This is a genomic window from Rhodospirillaceae bacterium, from assembly GCA_018660465.1.
GTDB lineage: Bacteria > Pseudomonadota > Alphaproteobacteria > Rhodospirillales > JABJKH01 > JABJKH01.
Genome location: JABJKH010000007.1, coordinates 41532 through 61338, shown reverse-complemented (window position 1 = coordinate 61338; position 19807 = coordinate 41532). Strand labels below are relative to the sequence as shown.

General features: G+C 50.2%; 23 protein-coding genes. 15 read left to right on the top strand and 8 right to left on the bottom strand.

The features are described from left to right. Positions 1–19 precede the first annotated feature (19 nt). Positions 20–940, bottom strand: coding sequence for an aldo/keto reductase (locus HOM51_01240; protein ID MBT5033118.1), 921 nt, complete (start codon positions 938–940; stop codon positions 20–22). Positions 941–1077: 137 nt separating this feature from the next. On the opposite strand from HOM51_01240, the gene HOM51_01235 reads away from it, so the two are divergent. Next, entirely contained in the window at positions 1078–1755 is a 678-nt protein-coding gene (locus HOM51_01235; GenBank protein MBT5033117.1) for a cyclic nucleotide-binding domain-containing protein, read from the top strand. 3 nt (positions 1756–1758) lie between these two features. Here HOM51_01235 and HOM51_01230 read toward each other — a convergent pair whose 3' ends face one another. The 3 genes from HOM51_01230 to HOM51_01220 all read right to left on the bottom strand — a co-directional run bounded on the left by HOM51_01230 (position 1759) and on the right by HOM51_01220 (position 5212). Beyond that, positions 1759–3414: a methyl-accepting chemotaxis protein gene (locus tag HOM51_01230; GenBank protein ID MBT5033116.1), complete on the bottom strand. Its 1656-nt coding sequence runs from the start codon at positions 3412–3414 to the stop codon at positions 1759–1761. 38 nt (positions 3415–3452) lie between these two features. Continuing rightward, entirely contained in the window at positions 3453–3776 is a 324-nt protein-coding gene (locus HOM51_01225) for a hypothetical protein (GenBank protein MBT5033115.1), read from the bottom strand. Positions 3777–3907: 131 nt separating this feature from the next. Further along, the gene (locus HOM51_01220) at positions 3908–5212 is read right to left on the bottom strand and encodes a hypothetical protein (GenBank protein MBT5033114.1); all 1305 of its coding nucleotides are present in this window, start codon (positions 5210–5212) and stop codon (positions 3908–3910) included. Positions 5213–5572: 360 nt separating this feature from the next. Between HOM51_01220 and HOM51_01215 the strand changes: the two genes are divergently transcribed. The 10 genes from HOM51_01215 (at position 5573) to HOM51_01170 (ending at position 14252) form a co-directional block, all read left to right on the top strand. After that, positions 5573–5947: a hypothetical protein gene (locus tag HOM51_01215; GenBank protein ID MBT5033113.1), complete on the top strand. Its 375-nt coding sequence runs from the start codon at positions 5573–5575 to the stop codon at positions 5945–5947. 163 nt (positions 5948–6110) lie between these two features. Continuing rightward, the gene (locus HOM51_01210) at positions 6111–6992 is read left to right on the top strand and encodes a DMT family transporter (protein ID MBT5033112.1); all 882 of its coding nucleotides are present in this window, start codon (positions 6111–6113) and stop codon (positions 6990–6992) included. Positions 6993–7008: 16 nt separating this feature from the next. Further along, positions 7009–7701, top strand: coding sequence for an NnrU family protein (locus tag HOM51_01205; protein MBT5033111.1), 693 nt, complete (start codon positions 7009–7011; stop codon positions 7699–7701). A 68-nt stretch (positions 7702–7769) separates the two neighbouring features. Continuing rightward, on the top strand, positions 7770–8465 hold the full coding sequence (locus HOM51_01200; protein ID MBT5033110.1) for a glycosyltransferase family 2 protein: 696 nt from the start codon (positions 7770–7772) through the stop codon (positions 8463–8465). Between the two features lie 59 nt (positions 8466–8524). Next, positions 8525–8950, top strand: coding sequence for a cupin domain-containing protein (locus HOM51_01195; GenBank protein ID MBT5033109.1), 426 nt, complete (start codon positions 8525–8527; stop codon positions 8948–8950). A 5-nt stretch (positions 8951–8955) separates the two neighbouring features. Beyond that, on the top strand, positions 8956–10200 hold the full coding sequence (locus HOM51_01190) for a class I SAM-dependent methyltransferase (GenBank protein ID MBT5033108.1): 1245 nt from the start codon (positions 8956–8958) through the stop codon (positions 10198–10200). 3 nt (positions 10201–10203) lie between these two features. Further along, entirely contained in the window at positions 10204–11265 is a 1062-nt protein-coding gene (locus HOM51_01185; protein ID MBT5033107.1) for an NAD-dependent epimerase/dehydratase family protein, read from the top strand. A 2-nt stretch (positions 11266–11267) separates the two neighbouring features. After that, positions 11268–12212, top strand: coding sequence for a Gfo/Idh/MocA family oxidoreductase (locus HOM51_01180; GenBank protein MBT5033106.1), 945 nt, complete (start codon positions 11268–11270; stop codon positions 12210–12212). After that, complete coding sequence (locus HOM51_01175; protein MBT5033105.1) at positions 12212–13813, top strand: hypothetical protein; 1602 nt, start codon at positions 12212–12214, stop codon at positions 13811–13813. The genes HOM51_01180 and HOM51_01175 overlap by 1 nt, the downstream gene beginning before the upstream one ends. A 22-nt stretch (positions 13814–13835) precedes the next feature. Next, positions 13836–14252 (top strand): hypothetical protein, encoded by a 417-nt coding sequence (locus HOM51_01170; protein MBT5033104.1) that lies wholly within the window; start codon positions 13836–13838, stop codon positions 14250–14252. An 11-nt stretch (positions 14253–14263) separates the two neighbouring features. On the opposite strand, the gene HOM51_01165 is transcribed toward HOM51_01170, so the two are convergent. Continuing rightward, positions 14264–14854: a hypothetical protein gene (locus HOM51_01165; protein ID MBT5033103.1), complete on the bottom strand. Its 591-nt coding sequence runs from the start codon at positions 14852–14854 to the stop codon at positions 14264–14266. Between the two features lie 76 nt (positions 14855–14930). Here HOM51_01165 and HOM51_01160 point away from each other — a divergent pair, with 76 nt between their 5' ends. Next, positions 14931–15467: a Crp/Fnr family transcriptional regulator gene (locus tag HOM51_01160; protein MBT5033102.1), complete on the top strand. Its 537-nt coding sequence runs from the start codon at positions 14931–14933 to the stop codon at positions 15465–15467. Here HOM51_01160 and HOM51_01155 read toward each other — a convergent pair. After that, positions 15464–16306, bottom strand: coding sequence for a TauD/TfdA family dioxygenase (locus HOM51_01155; GenBank protein MBT5033101.1), 843 nt, complete (start codon positions 16304–16306; stop codon positions 15464–15466). The genes HOM51_01160 and HOM51_01155 overlap by 4 nt on opposite strands. Positions 16307–16476: 170 nt before the next feature. Between HOM51_01155 and HOM51_01150 the strand changes: the two genes are divergently transcribed. Then, positions 16477–16965 (top strand): helix-turn-helix transcriptional regulator, encoded by a 489-nt coding sequence (locus tag HOM51_01150; protein ID MBT5033100.1) that lies wholly within the window; start codon positions 16477–16479, stop codon positions 16963–16965. Positions 16966–16976: 11 nt separating this feature from the next. Here the strand turns inward: HOM51_01150 and HOM51_01145 are convergent, their stop codons facing one another. Both HOM51_01145 and HOM51_01140 read right to left on the bottom strand, forming a co-directional pair. Then, positions 16977–17447, bottom strand: coding sequence for a M67 family metallopeptidase (locus HOM51_01145; protein ID MBT5033099.1), 471 nt, complete (start codon positions 17445–17447; stop codon positions 16977–16979). Next, on the bottom strand, positions 17444–17785 hold the full coding sequence (locus tag HOM51_01140) for a hypothetical protein (GenBank protein ID MBT5033098.1): 342 nt from the start codon (positions 17783–17785) through the stop codon (positions 17444–17446). Before HOM51_01140 ends, HOM51_01145 begins: the two co-directional genes overlap by 4 nt. A 33-nt stretch (positions 17786–17818) precedes the next feature. Here HOM51_01140 and HOM51_01135 point away from each other — a divergent pair, with 33 nt between their 5' ends. Together HOM51_01135 and rpoH are read left to right on the top strand one after the other, a co-directional pair. Then, a complete protein-coding gene (locus HOM51_01135; protein ID MBT5033097.1) occupies positions 17819–18805 on the top strand; it encodes an RluA family pseudouridine synthase in 987 nt (328 codons plus the stop codon). A 113-nt stretch (positions 18806–18918) separates the two neighbouring features. After that, positions 18919–19803 (top strand): RNA polymerase sigma factor RpoH, encoded by an 885-nt coding sequence (gene rpoH, locus HOM51_01130; GenBank protein ID MBT5033096.1) that lies wholly within the window; start codon positions 18919–18921, stop codon positions 19801–19803. The last annotated feature ends 4 nt before the right edge of the window (positions 19804–19807 follow it).

Sequence of the window (19807 nt, the reverse complement as noted above, 5' to 3'; positions counted from 1 at the left end):
GAAATATTGGAATTATTTTTTACAACCCTTCTAAAAAACGAATCATTTGTTGGCGTTGCTTTGAATTTGGCAATGGACCACGTCCGGCACCTAGATTATCAGTCATGTGCTTTGGCTTGCGGGTGCCCGGGATAACGCAGGTTACAGCATCATGTCCGAGGATAAACTTTAGAAAGAACTGCCCCCAGCTTTCTGCACCAAATTCAGCGGCCCAAGGCGGGAGCGATTTTCCTTTAACGGCTCGAAATAGCCGACCGAGGTCATAGGGCCGGTTTATTAAAACAGCCAGGCCCTTGTCCCGGGCCAACGGCAGCAGGCGGTCCTCCGCCTCACGGGTGCTCAAGGAATATTTCAACTGAACGAAATCAAGAGGTTCAGATTTTAGAACCTTTTCCAGGCGGTCATAGGCACCAGGTCTGAAATGTGTCACGCCGACGTATTTGGTCTTTTCAGAATCTCGTAATTCACGAATCGACTTCAGATGGGTCTTTAAATTTTTAAGGTTGTGAACCTGCATGAGTTCGAAGTGATCGGTTTTTAGCCGTGTGGCTGAATCCTTCATCGACTGAATACCTTCATCACGGTCACCACGGGTGGTGATCTTGGTGGCAATGAAGGCTTTGTCCCGCGCGCCTAACGAAGACAGAAGTTCGCCGACGATCCTTTCTGCTTCGCCATAAGAGGGGGCCGAATCGACGACGCTGCCGCCTCCCTCAAAAAGTCGGCGTAAAACTTCCTTACGGGGGGCGAGTTCTTCGGGCGTTCCCTCGACGTCGAAGGTTCGAGCTGTTCCAAGTCCGATTACGGGAAGCATTTCACCGCTTTTAGGAATTTTGCGCTGCGCGACTGGGGCGGGTGCTGCCATTACCTGAGCGCCCAATATCAGTGCGGCCCCAGAGGCTGCGGTTAATCCGAGAAATTCTTTTCGTGTGACGTCCATTTGTCCCTCTAAATGCCAACAGGCATCCCAATTGCCGTTACAGTTACAATGATTTACGTGTATGTTTAGAAGCCAGATAATACCAAGGATCACCATAACTTAGGTGACTATAATTTAACACCTGGAGAATGTCCGCAATGCTAACTTTTACACTTGTTGATGTCTTCGGTCATCTGTCGTTTGCCCTGATCGCAGTTTCCTATGCCGTAAAGGATATGATCATGCTTCGGGCGATTTCGGTTGCCTCAGGGTTTATAGGATTATTTTACAATTATTATTTACCCGGTGGGCCTCTCTGGCTGGCGATTGTCTGGGTGTCGTTGTTCATGTTTATTAATGGCGGACGGATTGTTCAGCTTTATTCGGAACAACGCGGTGTTTCTTTCAACGAAGACGAAAAGGAACTTTACGAAACCACCTTCCAAGAATTTTCCCCTGTTGAATTCATGAAACTCATGCGGCTCGCCAGTTGGAAGGAAATCCCCGAAGATAACTTCATCGCGAAAGAAGGGGAGGAATTTGAATCTTTGAAATTGCTTTATAACGGCGAAGTAAAAATTGTAATTGATGGCAAGGAAGTCGCGCGTGCCCGGGACGGCGCAATGATCGGCGAAATATCATTTCTGCAAGGTGGTAACGCGACCGCAACAGTTCAGGCAGCCCAACCGTGCCGGTGTGTTGTTTGGCCAAAGGAAGAACTCCGCAGCCTTTTAAAGCGCAACCCGACCATGGATATTGCGATGAAACATATTTTCAGCATGGATCTGACGCGAAAGCTCTTAGGTGATGGTGGCCCAGAGCCCTTACACGTGTAAGTCTTAGTTGACCTGCGATTTTGCCTCATTCAGAGTTTCTGAAAGGCGATGCTGCAGGGATGATATTTCTTCAAGTACAGAGTGAGAAACTTGATTTACTCGGGTCGCCATTCCTTCTGAAGAGGACACATCGGTGGTAACATCCGAAACCGATAATGACAGCTTGTTACTCGCTTCTTCCGCTTTGTTTGCATTCTCCACCATCAGTTCTGTTTCTGCTGTTTGCTCGGCAACTGAATCCGCAACACCACTGGCAATATCACGAATTTGTTTAATTGTATTTGTGACATTTTGCATCTCGGTGACGGCAGAGGCGGTCACCGACTGCATGGCCTGAACCTGGGTTTCTATTTCTTCTGTGGCCTTGGCCGTTTCAATCGCCAAGTTCTTAACTTCCGTCGCAACGACGGCAAATCCTTTTCCGGCATCCCCGGCGCGGGCTGCCTCAATCGTTGCGTTCAGGGCCAGCAAGTTGGTTTGTTCGGCGATCCCTTTGATCAACTGTGCGACGCTACCGATTTGGTCAGCAGTCTCAGCGAGTCGGTCCATTGTTTTATTCGCATCGCTCGATTGCTGGGCCGCGCTCTCGGCAATCTCGGTAGAGGTTCTAACCTTCGATGAAACATCGACAAACGAAACGTTTAACCGTTCAGTTCCGTTAGTAACCATGGCGACGTTTGAAGACGTATCTTCAGACGCTTGGGTCGCCATGCCGGCGCGTTCCTGCAATCTGGATGCCGCATTCAACATTTGATCTGATAATTCCTTTAAAGTGGTCGAGTTATCGACAACGGATGAGACCGACCCTTCGATGACGGTTTCAAGTTTTTGTTCTAGCGTGCCAATCTGTTTTTGCAGAACTTCTTGTTGTTCCTCTTGGCGGCGTCGGTCGCGTTCTTGTAATTCATTTTCCTTTTCAATTCGGATAGAGATAGCCTGCTGCATGGAGTCGAGGGAACGTAGTAATTTCCCTGTCTCGTCCCTGCCGACTTTCAAGAACTCATTATCGAGCTTTCCATCGGCGATCGCTTCGGCTGTTTTTACAGCACGTTTTAAGGGGCCTGTGATAACGAAGGCTAAATAAAGGGCGATCAAGATACCCAATGCAATACCCGCAGCGACAACGATTAGTGTGATCCTTCCCCGTTTGGCAACTTCTTCTTCAGCCTTTAAGCGGAATTCAAATCCTGCAGCCGCGGTGATCTCAACAAGTTCCCCCAGCTTCCCTAAAATTGTAGATGAAACCTTAGAAAGATCTATGGAGGCTGAAGGTTTCTTGCCCGCCATAATGTCCCCTACGGATGCTTGCCATTGGGTGACGAGGTTTTGAATATCATTGATGAGGATTTCGCTTTCTTCATTCATCGCCCGCTCAGAAGCAACTTCTAAATTCTCGGATAAATTTTCTGTTTGCTCTTTAATGCCGTCCGTAAGCTTCTCACCCTGATCACCCGAGGAGAAGCGAATGAGCAGGCTATCTAAGGATGCAAAATTAGTCTCAGCAGCCCGGGCATAATTTATTGCCATAAGCGGCTTGTCATAGACTTCCATCGTTAGATTGCCGAGGGACGAAATTGTCACGACAGCGTACCCGCCAAGAGCAGCCGTCACAGCGGTGCAGAGCAAGAATCCGATCAATAATTTTATTCTAATTGACATGTGGGGCCCTCATCGAAGGGTTAACGCAATAAGACACGCTATTTTACGGTGACATCTAATTTCATTTTTGGATGAATGCCGCAGCGAACCTTGAAAAGACCGTTTTTGTCGAAGGTATATTTGTATGGCTTGCCGGGTTTTTGAATGCCGCTATTAAGACGTGTGCCCGGGCCTCGAATGAGAACATTGTGGGAGACTCGGTCGTCGTTTCCGAGATCAAGAACGTCGCCGCTACTGATGGTAATATTTCGTTGGGAAAATTTTTTACCCTTTTGAGAAATGGTGATTTCTTTGGCCATGGCACCTGAACTGAGGACGAGTGCCGCCCCAAGTATGACGAAACTCGCTCCAAAATTTTTCATGTTTAGTAATCCTTTTTCCTATCAGCGTGGATTTCACGTTTGTGACCGGGGAAGAGCATTTTGCCTAATAGGCCTAATAGCAGGGGGAGCTATTATTTCCCTTCCCCGGGTCACCTACGAAAAGTGCAAGTTTACTTTCTATACTCCTCTGGTAAGAACCGAAGAGCGTCTTCGTCTTCTGCGGCACCATGACATTCGTGACAGAACGTCATGCCTTTAGAGTTCTTGCCGCCGGTAACACCAAAGACGCTCCCGTTCGGCATGATCATGGAATACTTCCAGTTCATTGTGGCCTTGCTGAAGCTCGCCTTCATCTTCTCCATGATGAAGCCGGGACCAATCGCCAGTTTTCCGTCTGGCTTGGCCACGAAGCTGTCTTTCATCAAAACCGTCCCGACAGGTGCTTTGCCAATTTTCTCGTATCGGCCATACGCTTTCGCGCCGACTTTATTGGAGTAGTTATTGACCAAACGCCCGCCATGGGTATCAGCAATATAAGGCGCCTTATTGAACAGGGGCCAATTTTGATAGCCTTTTACGGTTTTTACGCCGGCCTTGGCATAGACGGCGGCCATCTCACCTTTCAGACAGTTGTAGGCTGCCGTAGCTTCGCTGTCCTTAATTTCAACAAACGGGGTATTGCCGCCACAGGGGTTGCCACCACAGGGATTACAAGGGTTGGCTCCGCCACACGGATTTTTCGCCGCACACGGGTTTTTCGCCGCACACGGGTTCTTCGCTGCGCACGGGTTGCAAGGATTGCAAGCGCGCTTCTTGGCCGCACATGGATTGCACGCACCGCAGCCACGCTTTTTCGCCGCGCAAGGGTTACATGCGCCGCAGCCTTTTTTCGTGGCTGCACAGGGATTGCACGGATTACAGCCGCGCTTTTTTGCGCCGCACGGGTTGCACGCGCCACAGCCACGCTTTTTAGCCGCGTACGGATTACACGCAGCCGCTTTCACCAAACGTGGAATGAAACATTTAGTCGAGACGGATCCACCGCCACCACCTGCACAGGGGTTACACGGATTGCAGCCACCGCAGGGGTTTTTTGCCGCACAGGGGTTGCAAGGGTTGCAGGCACGCTTTTTCGCCGCGCACGGGTTGCATCCACCGCACCGAGCCTTAGCACCGCATGGATTGCAGGCACCACATCCTCGTTTTTTGGCTCTACACGGGTTACACGCACCGCAACCGCGCTTTTTTGCGCCGCAAGGATTGCATCCGCCACAGCCACGCCGCTTTCCGCCACACGGGCCACAAGCAGCAAGTTGCACAGCACCCGTCCGGGCTTTCGCCACCGGCAGCAGTTCACCATTGCCAGCGGCTTGGCTGGCGCCGGAAAGGGCCATGCTTCCACCAACTGCCAGGCCCGCTCCGACTATGGCTGGCACAAGCGTTGTTGACATGAGATTTAGTTTGAATGACTTCACGAGTTCGCCTCCCGACGTTGTCTGGTTTAAAAACGATTGCAAAATCTTGGGGCTGCTCCGTATGCGTGACACCTAAAAGATTCGCTAGTGACCCCAAATGCATGTTGGAAATGATGGAGGAGAATTTGTTTTACTGCTAATCATCTAGCTTCAAATTCGCGTGATGAGCGCGCGATCTTTGTGAGCCCATTCTAATTACCTGACGGGATAGGAGAAGGAGACGACGCAGACAAACTTTCATTTTTCACCTGTATGGTTAATATTAAAATCCTCTTGTGATCTGCGTCACTGTGGGAATTGAAAAAAAATGTATTTTAGACTGTATATTCGATACGATAGCGAAATGAAGAGGAGGGAATTATGGATAGCGGATTATCAAGTTTGATTGCATTGCTGGCATTAGGGGTTTCTATCTTCGTGATGATCACAGCGTCCGAATCTGTAAAAAAGGTCCGGCGGACGATGACAGAAACGGTGGAGAGCTTACAGCTTGAACTCGCGACGGCCTTGGCGAACCAAGATTCAGAAATTCAAACTCTGAAGGATCGTCTGGCAAATTCAGCCAAAAGTTCAAAGGTCATCCAGTCTTCGCAAACTCGTAAACTCGATACCCTTGATGGCGAAGTCGATTACCTGAGCAAATCGACGACGGAGTTACGCACAGAAGTACGCTCCATTTCTGAGAAAGAGCCAGTTGTCGAGACCAAAAAGAAGAAGAAAAAGGCAGGTGCTTAGGCGGGAACGCGCTTCCCGCCCTGCCCTGTTGGGTCTTCCCGCTTCTAGAACTCTCATAGACATCGCCGTCCTTTCCCCCTATACCAATCGCCCAATTAAATTCAAATTTATGATGGCTTTCATTTGAGGAGTGATCACGCTTCTCTATTAGGATATTGCTGAGATGAACTCCTCGCGCCCCTTTCAGGGTGTTTTGTTGATGATCTTGTCTATGGTGTTTTTGCCCACCAAGGACGGATTCGCAAAAATTCTTGGGGCCTATTATTCGCCACTGGAAATCATCTGGGCCCAATTTTTCCTAATGTATCTGGTGTTGGTGCCGTTTATCGTTTGGCGCTACGGGTTCGCCATGTTGTGGCCGAGGCCGTTCGGAATTCAGGTTCTTAGGGGCGTTTCCGCGGTTGTTGGAATTGGGCTTTTTTATTGGGCAGTGCTATATATACCCTTGGCGAATACAACCGCTGTTTACTTTTTGGCTCCGTTTGTTGTGACCGCATTATCGCCGGCCGTGCTTCAGGAAAAAGTGGGATTTCGGCGCTGGACGGCAGTGATCGTCGGCTTCCTTGGCGTATCTATTATTCTGCGGCCCGATATCGATGGGTTTAACGCTGGGTATGGAATCGCACTGGTTGGAGGGTTCAGTATTGGTATTTTTTATCTTTTGAACCGAAAACTTGCTGGCGACTCGCCGCCGGTTGTTGCGCTTGCCCATTCGGTCGTGATTGGCGCAGTTTTACTGTCGTTCGCTGTGCCTGTCGTCTGGGTTGACCCAAGGGCACCGGATATCATGAACATTCTTTACTTTGTATTTTTTGCAATCTTGGGCCAGGGGTTGCTGATGGCGTCCTTTGTCTATGCACCTGCATCAACGATAGCACCATTTCAGTACTTCGGGATCGTGTCGGCAACGGCGTTTGGATATTTTGTATTCGGTGAAATGCCGGATGCTTGGACTTGGATTGGAATTGCGGTCATTTGCAGCAGTGGAATTTACATCGCTGTTCGAGAAGGCCGCGTGAAGGCGGTTGAGCAAGAGACCGCATAACGGTTAGTGTAACCCAATGACCGGATCACTTTGGCACCTTGCTCTCGCGAGCATACTCTTTGTTGGCAGTCACTTCGTGATGTCGTCGGGCTCTATCAGACCCCGACTCGTTTCGGCAATGGGGCGTGCACCATTCATGATTGGCTATTCTATTTTCTCACTGATGTCTTTTGCATGGATGTTGTGGGCCTATCAGGATGCGCCAGATGTTGTGCTTTGGATTCCAATGACCGGATTTAAGCATGCCTCGCTGACATTGATGTTATTCGCATGTTTTTTTATTGTCGGCGGCTACACCACACAAAATCCAGGTGCGATTAATACGGAGGATAAGGCGGTCGTACCTTCGCCAAAAGGGGTCCTGAAAATCACCCGCCATCCGGTGATGTGGGGCATCGCGTTTTGGGGAATCGCTCATCTTCTGGCGCATGGAGAAGTTGCTAAGCTTATTTTGTTTGGGACGATGACGGTCTTGGCCCTTGCTGGTGCGTATCACATTGACCTTCGCCGAAGGCAAAACTTAGGCGATGCTTGGCGGGCCTATGAAGCCGAGACCTCATTTTTTCCCTTAGGTGCAATCCTTAAGGGGAGGACGCGTATCGAGAACCGAGAGATTCCCCTTTGGCAAACATTACTGACAGTCTTGCTGTATATCGGGCTTCTATATGGTCATAACACTGTTTTGGGCGTGAACGTCCTACCTCTCTAAACGGCCAATTTCCTTGCAATCTGACACTGTCAGCGATAGAAGGAACGCGGCTTAAAATAGGGTGCTTCATGGTTCGCGTCAGCGTTATTATTCCCGTCTTTAACGAAGAGCGTACCGTTATCCAAATCCTGGAGCGCGTGGCAGAGCAATCTATTGATGGTGTCGAGTTTGAGCGAATCGTAATCGACGATGGCTCCAAGGACGGGACAGTTGAGCTTTTAGAGGCCCGCCCTGAATTATTTGACCGCTTGATCAAGCGTCCCGCCAATCAAGGGAAGGGGGCTGCTGTAAAGGCTGGCTTGGCAGAAGCAAGCGGGGAATACGTCTTATTTCAGGACGCGGATTTAGAATACGACCCCGCTGATTACAAAAAGTTGCTCGGCCCTGTCCTACGATTTGAGGCGGACGTCGTTCTCGGAAGCAGGTTCGTTGCACCGGAATTTACGCGGGTCTTTAATTTCTGGCATAAAATCGGCAACAACGTCATTTCCTTTATGTTTAATTTGTTGAACAACACGACGTTTACTGACATTTACAGTTGCTATCTGTTGTTCCGGCGCTCGCTGGTGGACCCGAAGGAATTGGGATCAAACGGATGGGCGCAGCAAGCGGAAATTTTGTCGCTCGCCGTGGCACGTGGAAAGCAGCTTTACGAGGTTCCAATCAGCTACTTTGGCCGTAGCTATGAGGAAGGAAAGAAAATTCGAGCGCACCACACCGTGGCCGTTATTTGGATGATTTTTCTGAAGCGTATCATCCGTTAAGTCCAATTTTTACGAGAGCCAATTCTTACGAGAGCCAATTCTTACGAAAGAAAGACATCATGAAAATCAAACCTGTTACCGAGGAAGAAAAGCAAAGTTGGCCGAAAGAAGTCATCGTGCCGTTGAAGGATACTTTTGCTGACGAGCGCGGAGAAATCCAACCGTTGGTCGACACCACGATGGAAAGCTGCGTATTTATTACATCGAAGAAAGGGACGGTCCGCGCCAACCACTATCATAAAACAGATTGGCATTACTGTTATGTGACGGAAGGTGAAATCGACTATTTCCACCGCCCCCATGGCAGCGATGCAATACCGGAAAAAGTGACGGTCAAAAAAGGTCAGTTGTTCTTCACGCCGCCGATGGTTGACCACGCCATGGTCTTTACTCAAGATTCGACGTTTGTCACCCTGGGGCGAAATTCCCGGGAGCAGGAGGTCTATGAGGCCGACGTCGAACGGATCGAAATGGTTAAAGTATAAATCTGATGACGGTGTCCTGCGTCCGGCGAACAACGTGTCGTCTCTGCGGAGGAGAGGACCTTTCGATGGTTTTCGCTCTGGAACCGACGCCACCTGCCAATGCCTTTATCCCAGCGGATCAAAAAGGGGCCGAGCAGGAGCGCTTTCCACTTGATGTTTTCTTTTGTGAAGACTGCGCCCACGTTCAGCTTTTAGACGTTGTCGACCCTCGGGTCTTGTTTGAAAACTATGTCTATGTTTCTGGCACATCGCCTGTTTTTGTAAAGCATTTCGAAAATTATGCAGATGATGTTATGGCGCGCTTTAGCCCCTCCAAGGAAGGCCTTGTGGTCGATATTGGGTCGAATGACGGGACCCTGCTTAGTTTCTTTAAGAAGGCCGGCCACCCGGTATTAGGAATTGATCCAGCAAAAGATATTGCAAAGCGCGCGACCGACGCTGGAATTGAGACGCTCACCGGGTTCTTTACGCGGGACTTGGCCCACACCATTCGATCTGACCGGGGGGCTGCTGCTGTCATCACCGCCAACAATGTCTTCGCTCATATTGATGATCTGACAGGCGTAACCGAAGGTGTGCGGGATTTATTGAGCCCAGAAGGAGTGTTCGTTTTTGAGGTTTCATACTTGGTCGATGTCTACGAAGACACCCTATTCGATATGATGTACCACGAGCATCTGGCCTATCATTCGGTCAAACCATTAACCCGGTTTTTTGAAGCCAACGGAATGGAACTGATCGAAGCCCTTCGGGTCAGCAGCCACGGTGGATCACTTCGCGGCGTTGCGCAGTTGAAGGGTGGTGCGCACCCTGTGGGCGCGTCTGTTGGAACGGCGGTTGCTCAGGAAGAAGAACTTGGTTTGGACAAAGCTGAGACCTTGCGAGGACTGGCCCGGAAAATTGATGGCATAAAGAGCGAATTAGGCGACATTTTGCGGCGCTTGAAGGAGGAAGGGAAGTCTATCGCGGGCTTCGGCGCACCGGCCAAAGCGACGACACTGATGTATCATTTCGACATTGGCCCGGACCTCATTGATTTTATTGTTGATGATAGTCCATTAAAGCAGGGGCTCTTTACCCCAGGGATGCACATTCCTGTTGTAGGAAGCGAGGCAATCGCCGATAAAAAGCCCGACGTGCTGGTGATCCTCGCGTGGAATTTCGCCAAACCAATTATGGAAAAACATGAGGCCTTTCGTCGGTCAGGGGGGCAATTTATAGTTCCCTTACCGAAAGTGGAGATATTTTAGTTCATGACCGAGTTTTCGTTACCCTCCGACGTCGCTGAAATCGCCCTTAATTTAGGGGAAGCCGCGCAAGATTTTAGCGGCAAAACGATCTTGCTAACCGGGGGTCGTGGCTTCCTTGGTCGCTACTTTACGGAGGTGTTCGCCTATCTGAACGAACATGTCCTCAAGGAACCTTGCAAGCTTGTGTCTATGGACAACCTGATTACGGCGGGCAAGGCGGGGAATGTAATTCCCGACCTGCCAAACGTTGAGTTTATTGAGCACGACGTGATCCAGCCGTTTGAATGGGACCGGCCACTTGATTACGTCATTCATGCCGCAGGTATCGCCAGCCCATATTATTACCGTGCCTATCCGATTGAGACTTTGATGGTATCGGTTAACGGTACCCGCAACATGTTGGAACTGGCGAATAAGCATCAGGCCAGATTTGTGTTCTTCAGTTCCTCAGAAATTTATGGCGATCCAGACCCCAAGCACGTCCCCACACCCGAAAGCTATCGCGGCAATGTTGCGAGCCAAGGGCCGCGCGCATGCTATGACGAGTCAAAGCGGGTCGGTGAAACGCTCTGCCACATCTACCATGACAAGTTCGGCACGTCGGCAAATGTTATTAGACCTTTTAATGTCTATGGCCCTGGTATGATGGAAGCGGACTATCGGGTACTACCGAACTTCGCGAGCCGGATTAAGGGCGGCAAACCGTTGCACGTCTATGGTTCTGGAAATCAAACTCGGACGTTCTGCTATATCTCCGATGCCATGACGGGTTTTATGCTGACGGTTCTCAAGGGTGTGCCGGGTGAGACCTATAATATTGGCAACCCCAAGCCAGAAATTTCGATGGTCGATCTTGTGAAGCACATCGAAAATGCTCTCGATCAAAAAGTCGATTACGACATTATTGAATACCCTGATAGCTATCCCGCTGACGAGCCCAACCGACGTTGCCCGGATATCCGCAAAGCCAATGTTCAAATCGAATTTGAACCGAGTGTGGGGATTGAAGACGGCCTAAAACGATTCCTGACGTGGGCGGATGGAATCTATATCGGCGAGCAATAACCGTGGCTGGCAGCCCCATCAACTTAGGTCTGATTGGTGCGGGGCCGTGGGGCAAGATTTATATCAAAACAATTGCCGGTTTAGAGGGCGTGCAACTGGCTCATTTGGCCAGTGGAAATTCAGACAGTAAGTCGCTGGTTGATTCCGACTGTAAAATCTCAACAGATTGGCGCGAATTGATCGCCGATAAAATAATTTCTGGCGTTATCATCGCAACGCCTCCTCAACACCATGCTGAGATAGCCTGTGCGGCACTTGATGCGGGCAAGGCTGTTCTGGTTGAAAAGCCGATGACGCTCGATGTTAATGAGGCAGACGAAATTCGCGAATGCGCCATTGCCAACAATGGTTTGGTGCTTGTCGAACATACTCATCTTTTCCGGCCTGCGTACCGAGAAATTAAGGACCGAATTGCAACCTCGGGACCGGCGCGTGGTGTGTGGTCAAGTGTCGGCGACCATGGGCCATACCGGAGACATACTCCCGTGCTGTGGGATTGGGGCTCGCACGAAGTGGCGCTTGCCTTGGGGGTGCTGGAGAGAACGCCGGTATCGGTCGCGGCACGTGTTCTGGAACGCCGCGAAGTAGAGGGCGGCATCGGCGAAAACCATCATCTCCGCCTGACTTTCTCAGAAAGCGCTGTCGCCGATATCACTTTCGGAAACTTAACCGACCGCCACCGCCGCTTTGCCGTCTTCTTTGACGATACAGTATTGGCTTACGATGATGCGGTTCCGGGGCAACTGATGGAATACCCCGCCCAACTTGATGTAGCTGAACCCAAGGGTGAAGGTCGCGCGATCCCTATTAGTAATGAAATGCCGGTCACCGTTGCAGTTCGGGAATTTGCCAACGCCATCTCAAATGGTGATACCTCAACGGCAAGCCTTGATCAGGGTGTTGAGGTCACGCGGATCTTGGCGCAATGCCAAGAGCGGATGGGGTGATGAGAAATCACCTGCCGCCACTGGAGCGCCAATACCTCCCCTTGTGGGGGATGTTGCTGGTTCTGCCACTTTGTTTCTTGGTGTCCGTCTTTTGGTTGCGGCACGGCGGTGGGCCGTTCTGGCTTTGGTATTTGCTAGACCCGTCTTATTTTTATCTTTACGACGCGGTGAATCTCGTAAATCTGAATTGGCCCGGGCACCCGTATCACCCAGGCACGCCGGTCCAGGTCTTCGGCGCCTTGGTCCTCAAGGCGGTCTATCCGTTAACTGGGGGCGAGGCGATTGCAGATATCGTGCTCGCCGATCCAGAAGGACATTTGCGGTTGATCAGCACGGCGACGGTTTGCGTGACGGCGATTGGTTTGGTCCTGGTAGGTGCCGTTGCCTATCGGGTGTTTGAGAGTAAGGTCTTCGCGCTCGTCCTTCAGGCGGCGCCATTCCTATCCATGGTCACGTTGAAAAATTCCTATCAGGTTCGGCCTGAATCGTTCGTGATTATCACGATGCTGATGCTGATGATGGTAATGGTGTCGGCGCAACGCTCCGGTGCCCTGCAATCGATGCGCCTGCGTTATGCGGTGGCATTTGGGATCGTCGCCGGGTTCGGTGTCGCGGTGAAGGTTATCTCCGCGCCAATTTATCTATTACCACTCTTTTTGTTGGGGTCGTTTAGGGCACTCACGGTTTACGCAGGAATCTCGTTCCTGGCGCTGGTTGTTTTCACGTTACCGGCATTTGGGTCCTGGGACATATTTTTTAATTGGATGCTGAAGATTTCGACGGGCACGGGGGCCTACGGTAGTGGTGCCGTGGGGTTTGTAGACCCTGACGCATACACCAAGGCGGTCCGCGAAATATTTGGTCGGCCGCTCCTGCATGCCCCCTTCGTTTTGGGACTGACCGCGTTGGCCGTGGCAGCTTGGAAACGGCACTGGAATAATGATGCGAAGGCCGTTGCGGGGCTTTGTCTGGCAGTATTGGCACAAGTCCTTTTGGTTGCAAAGCAACCGACCGCCAACTTCATGATTCCAGCGTATATGATGAACGCTCTCACCATTGTCATGTTGGTGCGTTTGGTAGCAGGCTTTAAATTTGGTGGTGATGTCTTTCGCGCCCGCGCGGGGCTGGTTATTCGGGGGCTTCTTTGTATCTTGATTTTAGCGCAACCCTTTAGCGTTAAACGCTTAGATAAAGAACAGCAGTTTAAACATGCGGAAGCACTTCGTATTGACGATAACCGCTTTTCGCAATGTGCAAGACTCTATGTCTTTCCCGCGAGCACACAGTCCTTTGCCCTGGCACTTGGTGATTGGTGGACTGGTAGCCGATTTGGAGAAAAGCTAGCTCAAACCAAGCCTGCTAATGATTTTTGGTTTGAACAAAACACCATGGATTTCAGGGACTGGAAGGGGTCGCGGGATGCGGCTAAGATTATCGCGAGTTACCCCTGCGTCTATATTCGAGGAACTCATTGGGTCCACTTGAGCAAGCATTTGAAGAAGGCGGCTCCAGGTTTTAAAGTGACCGCCACGTGCCCAAATAGATATGAAAAAGTTCTCCTGTCTGGCATTGATTGCGCAGGAAAATTGGTAAAAAAATAAAACGGCTGAGAAGGAAAAGAAAATGGCTCAAGAACAATTTGGATTTTCAGGATTTATCGTGCGCTTGGTCGTGGCGCTCGTGCTGGTGTTCGGAACATTTAACCCGACAGGGCATTCATTCTATCACTGGGCATTGGCCGAGGGTGGTAGCATGCCGCTCAAGTTCGTGGCCGGGATTGTAATCGCAATCGTCTATATTGTTTATTTGCGCGCAACGTGGCGTTCGATTGGTCCCATTGGCTTGGTTCTCGCGGCGGCATTATTTGGTGGCATTATCTGGGCCCTAATAGATTTTGGCCTGATTGATACTGCCAAACCCACTGTGATGACCTATTTGCTTCTCATTCTAATTTCCTTGGTCATGGCGGTCGGATTGTCATGGTCGCACTTGCGACGGCGGATCTCAGGGCAGTCCGACATGGATGATTTGGAAAGTTAAAAGTCTGCGACTTACTTGCACCCATTGTGCTTGCGCCACATTTCCGGGTCGTGACCTTCGGGCATATTGGCACAAGGGTTGGGGTTCGAATACCCTCGAAGCATGTTGTATTTCTTGATTTGAGCCGCTGATAAAATTTTGGGCGTTTTTAAATGCGTGGCCAGATGAATGTATCTCAATTCTTTCCTCGCTTCCGAGATGTTATTTAGGGAAGATCGCAGTGTCGCATCTGTTATGGACCGGGATTTGAAGAGACGTTCTAGTTCTTGTTCAAGAGTGATGAGCTTTTCACCCTGTTTAATTGCCTTGGATTTCATCTGTGTATAAAGCTCGGAAATAGCAGAAACCTGTTTCTCCGTGAGCGATATTTTGCCCTTCATCTCCAGCAAATGTGCGGGGCCAGGAACGCCATTAAGTTCCGCCGCTTTGGCCAAGCCCCACCCGCCGCCTCGTCTTAATTCGGCAATATCATCGGGCGAGAGGCTTTTAATAACCCGCTTTTCCTGTCCTGCATATTTTGAGGTATGGGAATGTGACTTTTCACTCGCTTGGGCATTGAGGCTAAGGGCCAGGAGCGGAATCACAAATAGAATTTTTTTCATCGTATTTTCTTTCAATAATTAATTTCTGCTACCAGGAACTTGCCACATCGCATGAAATTCATACATGATACAAATCATGTATGAAGGTTTTATAGAACACCTTATTGGAACGGCCCACAAGCAACGAGAGTTGGATCAGGGGAGCTACCTATTTCACCAAGACGACCCGGTACGGTCAGTCTTTGTTGTTAGCGAGGGTTCAATCGAGTTGACCCGTCATCAACGAGATGGTGCTTCAATCGTTCTCCAGCGCGCATCAGCGGGAACGATTTTGGCAGAGGCCTCAATTTATTCTGAGAACTATCACTGTGACGCGGTGGTTACTTTACCCTCAGTCGTAATTGAATGGTCAAAGAGGATATTTTTTGCGCGCCTCGAGAAAGACAAAGGCTTTGCTAACTTGTGGGCGGCTCATTTGGCCAGGGAAGTTCAATCGGCGCGAGGCCAGATTGAAATCCTATCGCGGAAAACAGTGGCGGAGCGGGTAGACGGGTGGTTGGCATGGCAAGGAAACAATTTGCCAGCAAAGGGTCATTGGAAAGAAATAGCCGTACAAATTGGCGTTAGCCCCGAAGCGCTTTATAGAGAGCTTGCGAAGCGACGATCCGTCTAACGGGGCGCGTCTCCTTCTAACAATACGCGATAAAGCAGCCGCTTTTCATCAGGTCCATAAGTGTTGGTCGCTGCATGCATGGTGCAGCGGTTGTCCCACATCATGACATCGCCGACGGCCCAGTCGTGATGGTATTGAAATTCGGGTTTTATTGAATGTGTGTATAGGTCCTCTAACAAAGCTTTTCCCTCGTCCGCATCCATGCCGACAACACTGTCGGTGCGGGCTGCATTAACGAACAACGCTTTTCGGCCTGTATCCGGGTGGGTGCGCACGATGGGATGGACAACGTCTGGCGTTTCCGCCTTTTCTTCGTCGGAGAGTTTCAGCAGTGCCACACCGGGTCGGTTCGTCCCAAAGCGGTGAACGGCCTTGAGGCCTTCAAGCATAGTCTTTGTCGATTCCGGCAATGTTTCATAGGCGCGATACATGTTTACGAATTTGGTCTCGCCCCCAGATTTTGGATTGATCATGGAATATAGCATTGTCGCTTTACTGGGTTTGGCCAGATACGATTCATCTGTATGGAAATGCGTCGCGCGTGGGTTCTTTGTTTTTTCGCCAAATAGTTTGCGGTCTTCGCTGGAGACGACAGATAAATGCGGGTGATCTTTGTGGCGAAGTTTTCTGTACAGGTGTGGCTTGGATTTTCCAAACTGATTTGCCGCCGCCAGAAATTCATCCAGGGTTAACTCCTGGCCCCGAATACACACCGCTAGATGATCTGCAAAGGCTCGGGTCACAGCGACTTTTTCATCGCTCGATAAAGTTTGGCGGAGATCCAAGCCGTAAATAGCAGCGCCAATTTTATCCGATAAAGGTTCAATGCGGATATTCATTTTAAATCCTAATTCATACCACCAGACTAGAGCAGTTAAATGCTAAAAAAAAGCTGAATACTGTTGTAACCATTCACGTGACTTTTTAATCCAGGGAAGGTATCAAAGATGCAGGGGGAAGCTCTTACTTTAGGGCTTTAGGTGATATTTAGTAACAGGAACATTTTTTTATGCAAAAAACAAAATCTCGTAAGAAGGCGCCGACTCGGTTAGCGCGCGAAAGAATTTTACCCTTGGGAACTCCAAACCCAATCGATGTCCATGTGGGAAGCCGTGTTCGGTTGCGTCGCACGCTTATGGGCTTGAGCCAGGAAAAATTGGGTGAAGAAGTTAATCTGACATTTCAGCAAATTCAAAAGTATGAGCGCGGTGCCAACCGGATTGGTTCAAGCCGCCTCTATGAGTTCGCTCAAATTCTAGACGTGCCAGTTTCATTTTTCTTTGATGACATGCCATCAGATGCGCAAAACTTCGCAGACCAAAAGACTGATGGAAAAGCGACGGCAAACAAAGGTCAACTCCAAGACCCCGATCCCATGATCAAACGTGAAACTCTCGAACTGGTGCGCGCTTATTATAAAATCATCGACCCCGGCGTTCGCAAAAGCCTCGTGGATCTAATGCGGGCAGCCGCAAAGTATGAAGCCATCGAAGATTAGAGTCGTTTGGCTTATGTATTTTCGCGCTGCGGGTAGGGCTGCCAATCAGTGGTTCTTAGGCCGACTTCTTCGAATTGGTTGGCATCGGCATTGAGCGCGTGGGCGGTCGTGTGAACGGCCTGGCCATTAATCAGCGAAACAATGAGCCATGTAAGGTCAGGCTCCCATGCTTGGGCTAAGTCACGGGCGCTGGGTTGTGCGGATTGATCGGGGTGAGAGTGGTAGACGCCGATAATGCGTTTATCGGTGTCTTTGATCTCGCGCATTAAATCGAACCTTAGTTTGGGGTCAACCTCGAACGACTTTAACGGATCACCTTCGATAACATTTGTACTGGGGGCGACGCGGGTCACGACAAGGTCGTTGTCAGATTGGCCCTCTGTCCAATTGCGCCCCACCAAAAGCCCGCAGCATTCTTCAGGCGCGGCGGTTTCTGCTTCATCGATGATTACTTTAAGAAGGGCACCTGGAATAAATATCAAGGGATGACCTTGAGCGTTCCCAAACGTTTACCCGACGCCGGGTCAACAACGATTACCCTGCTGCAAACGGCTTTGCCTTCCTGAGAAGTGCCGGCAATGATGACATACATTCGACCGTCTCCCGTTTTGACGTCTTTAACGATGCATCCAGGGGGCAGAGACACGGCCAGGTCTTGAGACCAGGACTCCGTTGCCTTTGAGATGGAACTTTCCGACGATGCGGCAGTGGATTTTTTACCAAGGGACGACGCATTTTTGTATATTCCGTAGCCAACACCGCCCAGCCCGATCACAATAAGGACGCCCATGCCAATAACGATACCCTTGAGTGCACGCATGGTTTTGCTTAACTCTTTCCTATGATGAGCACAATGCCCAGTACGACGAACCAACAGTCTTATACAGTCCCGGTGCCCGAGCACAAGGCCGGCACGCGGCTGGATAGCTTCCTGGCGGAAGCCTTGCCGGAAATGTCACGGACACGTTTTAAGTCGCTAATTGAAGGCGGACAGGTTAGCAGGGAAGGGGATGCGGCTGCCGTACTTGAACCTGCTCAGAAAGTTAAAGTCGGACAGGTCTATCAGGTGGATGTTCCGCCCGTCGTTCCAGCCCTACCGCAACCACAAGATATCCCGCTGGATGTGGTGTTTGAGGATGATGATCTGATTGTCATTAACAAGCCGGCCGGGCTTGTCGTGCATCCGGCACCCGGTCATTTTGAGGGAACCTTGGTCAATGCGCTCCTGCATCATTGCCGGGGTAGTCTCTCCGGCATTGGCGGGGTCAGTCGACCAGGGATCGTTCATCGTTTAGATAAGGATACCAGCGGCCTACTTGTCGCGGCTAAAAATGATGCGACGCACCACGGCCTTTCCGAGCAATTTGCGGCCCACACGGTTCGTCGTTCCTACTGCGCCGTCGTCTGGGGCATGCCCGCGCCACGGGAAGGAACGATTGAAGGAAACATCGGGAGAAGCCCATCGAACAGAAAAAAAATGGCGATTGTCGCGCGCGGTGGAAAGACAGCAGTTACCCATTATAAGGTAGAGCGCGCTATCGGGACTCAGGCCAGTTTAGTAACCTGTAAACTGGAGACCGGCCGCACCCATCAAATTCGTGTTCATATGACCAGCATCGGGCATTCGCTGGTCTGTGATCCCGTTTACGATGGTGGTGCCGCGCGACGGTTGCGGTCGGTCTCCGATGAACAAAAAAAACAGCTAAATTCATGCGAGTATCAGGCATTACATGCGTTAAACATAGGGTTTTATCACCCTATAACGGAAAAAGACATCGACTTGTATTCAGAAAAATCTAATTATATCAATAAGATAATTAAAATATTAGATACAGACTAAATTTATATATACCTTATCAAATTCGTCGGGTAATATGGTGTTATTCACTGCGTCGCGAAGCGTCGAAGCGAATAGCATTTATGTATTTCAACGTTCGGCGAAAGTACCTACTCATGGCATCCGTAATACCCGAAGACGGCCCCAGTCCTGAATTGAATCTGTCCCGCTATCTCAACCGGGTCCACAACATCCCCATGCTCACGCCGGGGGAAGAAGTCGAATTGGCTCGCCGTTGGGTCGAACAAGGGGATCAATCGGCGGCAGACCGTCTGATAACCAGTCACCTTCGTTTGGTCGCACGAATTGCGATGGGATACCGCGGGTATGGCTTGCCGTTGGCGGAGGTGTTGTCCGAAGGAAACCTTGGAATGATCAAGGCGGTTAAACGATTTGACCCGGATCGTGGATTCCGTTTGGCAACCTATGCCATGTGGTGGATCAGAGCATCAATGCAGGAATATATCTTGCGGTCCTGGTCGATCGTGAAAATGGGAACAACGGCAGCACAGAAAAAATTATTCTTCAATTTGCGCAAACTGAAAGCGCAGCTGCAGGCCATCGACGATGGCGATCTGTCGCCAGAGCACGTCACGATCATTGCGGATCGATTGAATGTGTCGGAGGCAGAGGTCTCCAGCATGAACGGACGTTTGTCGAGCCACGATCATTCTTTGAATGTGCCGTTGCGCGAAGATGGCTTTGATGAATGGCAAGATTTTTTGGTTGATGACTCAGAAAGCCAAGAGACCTACGTTGCAGAGGTAGAGGAATTAACCATTCGCCGCCAACTTCTAACCGGGGCAATGGGGTTGCTAACGGATCGGGAGCGCCACATTATCACTGAACGGCGCTTAAGCGATAAGCCTTCTACGCTTGAGCAGTTGAGCCGGGTGTACAGTATTTCGCGCGAACGCGTTCGCCAAATCGAGGCCAACGCCCTTAAAAAGATAAAACTTTCCATTGAACAAGAAACCAGCGGGACCGATCTGGCGATCTAGGGAG